Annotated in this window: 3 protein-coding genes and 3 pseudogenes; 3 read left to right on the top strand and 3 right to left on the bottom strand. The window is 47.7% G+C overall.

Features of this window, described 5'->3' with window-relative positions; all coding sequences use genetic code 11:
- Window positions 1-272: 272 nt before the first annotated feature.
- Window positions 273-1535, top strand: a complete 1263-nt coding sequence (locus tag GF617_RS26330) for an integrase arm-type DNA-binding domain-containing protein (protein WP_045269683.1) — start codon at window positions 273-275, stop codon at window positions 1533-1535.
- A gap of 89 nt (window positions 1536-1624) precedes the next feature.
- Here the strand turns inward: GF617_RS26330 and GF617_RS26325 are convergent.
- Window positions 1625-2322 (bottom strand): IS1 family transposase gene (locus GF617_RS26325; protein ID WP_240034229.1). Its coding sequence is split into 2 segments (ribosomal slippage): window positions 1625-2073 and window positions 2073-2322, totalling 699 coding nucleotides; the frame shifts between segments, so codons are not numbered across the junction.
- A gap of 217 nt (window positions 2323-2539) precedes the next feature.
- On the opposite strand from GF617_RS26325, the gene GF617_RS26320 reads away from it, so the two are divergent.
- Window positions 2540-3769: an EAL and HDOD domain-containing protein gene (locus GF617_RS26320; protein ID WP_044597283.1), complete on the top strand. Its 1230-nt coding sequence runs from the start codon at window positions 2540-2542 to the stop codon at window positions 3767-3769.
- A gap of 247 nt (window positions 3770-4016) precedes the next feature.
- Here GF617_RS26320 and GF617_RS26315 read toward each other — a convergent pair.
- Both GF617_RS26315 and GF617_RS26310 read right to left on the bottom strand, forming a co-directional pair.
- Window positions 4017-4115 (bottom strand): annotated as a pseudogene (locus tag GF617_RS26315) (IS1 family transposase); the annotation flags it as partial.
- 56 nt (window positions 4116-4171) lie between these two features.
- A pseudogene (locus GF617_RS26310) lies at window positions 4172-4969 on the bottom strand (IS5 family transposase); the annotation flags it as partial.
- A gap of 79 nt (window positions 4970-5048) precedes the next feature.
- On the opposite strand from GF617_RS26310, the pseudogene GF617_RS26305 reads away from it, so the two are divergent.
- Window positions 5049-5395 (top strand): annotated as a pseudogene (locus tag GF617_RS26305) (transposase); the annotation flags it as partial.

The following is a 5395-nucleotide window of genomic DNA, read 5'->3' as shown; positions in this document are numbered from 1 at the left end:
AAAGGTAACTTACTGTTATTAGGTGATTTCGTTGCTATAGAAACGAATCCTTGGTTCGATTCCGAGTCCGGGCACCAAATTCATATCAACGGACCTCCACGGAGGTCCGTTTTTGCATTCAAAGCCCGCCGAAATCAACACCTTTATAATATTTTAACTCCATCCAACTCAATCAACTTCAACCCACATCAAGTCCCTTGCGAGGGTACAACTGAGGGTATAGTCTGATTCGATAAAATTTATACCCCTTTTACTATCAGGAGACCTCACCAATGGCGCTCACAGACGCTAAAATCCGTGCAGCTAAACCGGATGAAAAACCTTATAAACTTGCCGACAGCGGCAACATGTTTTTACTCGTTCACCCTAACGGCTCCCGCTACTGGCGCCTCCGCTATCGCTTCCTTGGCAAAGAGAAAACTTTCGCCCTTGGCGTGTATCCTGACGTCTCGTTATCTGAAGCAAGAGAGAGACGGGATAGTGCCAGGAAGCAAATAGCAGAAGGTGTTGACCCCTGCGAACAAAAGCGAGCAAAGAAGTCTGTACCCGATATCACCCATACTTTTGAAACTATCGCCCGGCAATGGCACAGCAGCAATAAAAAATGGTCTGAATCGCACAGTGAGAAAACCCTTAAGAGCCTTGAAACCCATGTATTTCCCTTCATAGGTTCGCGGGATATCACCACGCTGAAAACACCCGACCTTTTGGTTCCGGTTAAAGCCGCAGAGGCTAAAGAGATTTATGAAATTGCTTCCCGCCTGCAACAGCGTATCTCTGCGATCATGCGATATGCCGCACAGTCAGGCATTATCAGCTACAACCCGGCAACAGACATGGCGGGTGCGCTGACTACTGTAAAACGACAGCACCGCCCTGCCCTTGCCCTGAACCGGACCACTGAACTTATCAACCGCATTGAGTCCTACAGAGGTCAGCCCCTGACCAGACTGGCGACAAAACTGACATTGCTGATTTTTATTCGTTCCAGTGAACTGCGTTTTGCCCGGTGGTCTGAAATTGATTTTGACAAATCCATGTGGACAATCCCTCCTGAACGCGACCCTCTCCCCGGGGTTAAGCACTCACACAGGGGGGCTAAAATGCATACCCCTCACCTCGTTCCACTGTCCCGACAGGCGCTGGAGATTTTGCAGCAAATCCATACTGTCAGCGGCGAGCATACGCTGGTCTTTACGGGTGACCATAGTCCCTGGAAACCAATGAGCGAAAATACCGTCAATAATGCATTACGGCTGATGGGCTATGATACAAAAGTGGACGTCTGCGGCCATGGCTTCCGAGCCATGGCCTGCAGTTCGCTGATTGAATCTGGTTTGTGGTCTAAAGATGCCGTTGAACGCCAGATGAGCCATCAGGAACGTAATGGCGTTCGTGCCGCCTACATTCATAAAGCCGAGCACCTTGACGAACGAAGGCTGATGCTACAATGGTGGGCTGATTTTCTGGATGCCAACAGAGAAGAAACCGTATCAGCGTTTGATTACGCGAAGCTCAACAACCCGATGCGGTAATTTGTGCCAGCCATTGACTGGATGTTTTTATCATATATTTGTTTTTTCCTTCCGGCGTATCAGTTTTAAGCGCTGGTAATGACTCCAACTTACTGATAGTGTTTTATGTTCAGATAATGCCCGATGACCTTGTCATGCAGCTCCACCGATTTTGAGAACGACAGTGACTTCCGTCCCAGCCTTGCCAGATGTTGTCTCAGATTCAGGTTATGTCGCTCAATGCGCTGAGTGTAACGCTTGCTGATAACGTGCAGCTTTCCCTTCAGGCGGGGTTCATACAGCGGCCAGCCATCCGTCATCCATACCACGACCTCAAAGGCCGACAGCAGGCTCAGAAGACGCTCCAGTGTGGCCAGAGTGCGTTCACCGAAGACGTGCGCCACAACCGTCCTCCGTATCCTGTCATACGCGTAAAACAGCCAGCGCTGACGTGATTTAGCACCGACGTAGCCCCACTGTTCGTCCATTTCAGCGCAGACAATCACATCACTGCCCGGTTGTATGCGCGAGGTTACCGACTGCGGCCTGAGTTTTTTAAGTGTCGTAAAATCGTGTTGAGGCCAACGCCCATAATGCGTGCACTGGCGCGACATCCGACGCCATTCATGGCCATATCAATGATTTTCTGGTGCGTACCGGGCTGAGAGGCGGTGTAAGTGAACTGTAGTTGCCATGTTTTACGGCAATGAGAGCAGAGATAGCGCTGATGTCCGGCAGTGCTTTTGCCGTTACGCACCACGCCTTCAGTAGCGGAGCAGGAAGGACATCTGAAGGAAATGGAAGCCACGCAAGCACCTTAAAATCACCATCATACACTAAATCAGTAAGTTGGCAGCATTACCCCAGTGATGAATCCTATTGGTCGGGAATGGTGATGTCGCATCTTCCCGGTTTCTTTGTGCCCCGAGTTGTGCTCCAGATCAAACTAATCGCCAGTTTTGCATGTTATAAGCATAGAAAGGTTAAATTTCAAAAAATTATAATGCTGACCTGGAGACCTGAATATGTATTCATTTATTGCGCGACAGCCTATTTTTGACAGGAAAATGCAGACCGTCGCATATGAATTGCTTTTCAGGGTCGGAATGAAGAATTCTTTTCCCGATGTTTCGCCTGAATATGCAACTTCCAGGATGATTTCCGACCAGTTTTTATGCATTCCGATTCCCCGCATCGCTGACAATCACAGCTCATTTATCAATGTTCCGCACCGGATGATAATCAGCGGGCTTGGCGATACCTTGCCGAATGATAAAGTGGTTATAGAGATCCTTGAGGATGCCATTCCTGATGACGAGCTTTTCCTGGCGGTCAGGGAACTTCACGACAATGGCTATCAGCTTGCACTTGATGATTTCACGCTGGACAGCGCCTGGGACCGGTTTATGAGATATATTTCGGTCATTAAATTTGATGTTCGGGAAAAAACTTACCATGAGATTGATCGCTATCTCACCGAGAAAAAGCACTTGCTTCACGGCATAAAATTTCTGGCTGAAAAAGTTGAAACAAGAGAAGAGTTTGAGCTTTACAGCCAGGCCGGATTTGTTCTTTTTCAGGGGTTTTTCTTCAGCAGACCGGAGATCATCCGAAACAAATGCCTTTCTCAGAATCCGATGGCGCTTTCCAGCCTGATGATGGAAGTTAACAGGGAAAGCCCGGACTTTACCGTGCTTGAGCGATTACTGAAAAATGACCTGACTTTATCATATAAAATAATGCGTTATGTAAAAAACATGCTGTTCAAATCACACGGTATTACTCCGTCAGGGGAACTTACTCTGAAAGAAATGCTGATGTATCTGGGGTATAACGAAATCCGCCGTTTTGTTTCGGTGGCTGCTCTTTCCAGCATCGGGGTTTCGGGTGTCAGCGAACTTTATCATCTGAGTATGGTTCGTGGAAAATTTTGTGAATTAATTGCCGGGAAATTAAACCTCGCTTCATTATCCTATAACGCGTTTGTTTGTGGTTTGTTTTCTTTGCTGGATGTTATTCTCGAGCAGCCCATGGATGATTTAATTCAACAGATATCGGTTCCCGGAAATGTCGCCGATGCTCTTTGCCTGCATAAAGGCGAGCTTTTTGACATACTTAATCTTTCTTTGTGTTATGAGAAGCTTAGCTGGGAAGAGACGGCTGAAATATGCAGAACACTGAATATCTCTGAGTTCTCTGTTATAGAAACAATGCAGAAAGCCACTAAATGGGCTGATGAGCTCGCTGTATGTTAGCTATTTGACTCATATGGTTAAAGATTTATTTTTCTGTATCGTTTTAGATTAAAGAAATCCTGACAAAAGTCGTTATATCAGCCATCCCAACAGAACGAGACAATACTATTATGACGTGGAAAACCACACAGGGGCGGGTTACCCTCCTTCTTATCAGCTTTTTCGTTGTTTTAATTATGGTTACTTATTTCGTTATCAAAATATTTGTTTCTCCGAAAATCATTGATACCGAGGTAATGACTCCAACTTACTGATAGTGTTTTATGTTCAGATAATGCCCGATGACCTTGTCATGCAGCTCCACCGATTTTGAGAACGACAGTGACTTCCGTCCCAGCCTTGCCAGGGCTTTGTTGAATAAATCAGATTTCGGGTAAGTCTCCCCCGTAGCGGGTTGTGTTTTCAGGCAATACGCACGCTTTCAGGCATACCTGCTTTCGTCATTTTGTTCAGCGCTCGTACCAGGGCCATAGCCTCCGCAACCTGACCATCGTAGTCACGCAGCGTCAGTGAACCCCCGAACAGCTGTTTTACCCGGTACATCGCCGTTTCCGCTATCGAGCGACGGTTGTAATCTGTTGTCCATTTCCACCGCGCATTACTCCCGGTCATTCGCTGATTAGCCACTGCACGGTTACGGTCTGCATATTCACCGGGCCAGTAACCCGCACCTTTTCGGGGCGGGATAAGCGCGCTGATTTTCTTACGCCGCAGTTCATCGTGACAGAGCCGGGTGTCGTAAGCGCCGTCTGCCGATGCTGCCCTGATTTTTCTGTGAGTCTGCCGGATAAGATCCGGGAAGGCTTCTGAGTCCGTCACATTGTTCAGCGACAGGTCTGCACAGATGATTTCATGTGTTTTGCTGTCAACTGCCAGATGCAACTTTCGCCATATACGACGGCGTTCTTTGCCGTGTTTTTTGACTTTCCATTCGCCTTCACCAAAGACCTTCAGCCCGGTGGAATCAACCACCAGATGCGCGATTTCACCTCGGGTGAACGTTTTGAAACTGACATTAACCGACTTTGCGCGCTTGCTGACGCTGGTGTAATCCGGGCAGCGCAACGGAACATTCATCAGTGTAAAAATGGAATCAATAAAACCCTGTGCAGCCCGCAGGGTCAACCTGAACACGCGTTTAATGACCAGAACGGTGGTGATGGCGAGATCAGAATAGCGCTGAGGTCTTCCCCGTGATGATGTAAGTATCCCGGCAAAACGGCCCATTCACTTTTAGAGATCTTCCGACATACTGATAATGTCCCCTGAGGAGATCGCTATGCGTAAGATCCGATTCACTGAACACCAGATCATCGCTGTATTGAAGTCCGTCGAAGCCGGACGTACCGTTAAGGATGTGTGCCGTGAGGCCGCTATTTCGGAAGCCAGCTATTACAACTGGAAGGCAAAATATGGCGGGATGGAAGCGGCCGATATTAAAAAAATAAAAGATCTGGAAGACGAGAATCGGAGGCTTAAACAGATGTTTGCTGATCTCAGCCTTGAGTGCCGGGCACTTAAAGACGTCATCGAAAAAAAGCTTTAAAACCAGCGATAAAGCGTGAACTTGTCAGCTATCTGACGGCACAATTTGCCATGAGTTTACGCCAGGCCTGCAGGACGTTA

Source organism: Lelliottia sp. RWM.1, assembly GCF_016859735.1.
Classification (GTDB): domain Bacteria; phylum Pseudomonadota; class Gammaproteobacteria; order Enterobacterales; family Enterobacteriaceae; genus Enterobacter.
This window is presented reverse-complemented; position numbering and strand designations above follow the sequence as displayed.

Bases quoted from the DNA above. Each gene is read 5' to 3' on its own strand.
- GF617_RS26330 (WP_045269683.1), top strand. From the start codon at position 273: ATGGCGCTCACAGACGCTAAAATCCGTGCAGCTAAACCGGATGAAAAA.
- GF617_RS26320 (WP_044597283.1), top strand. From the start codon at position 2,540: ATGTATTCATTTATTGCGCGACAGCCTATTTTTGACAGGAAAATGCAG.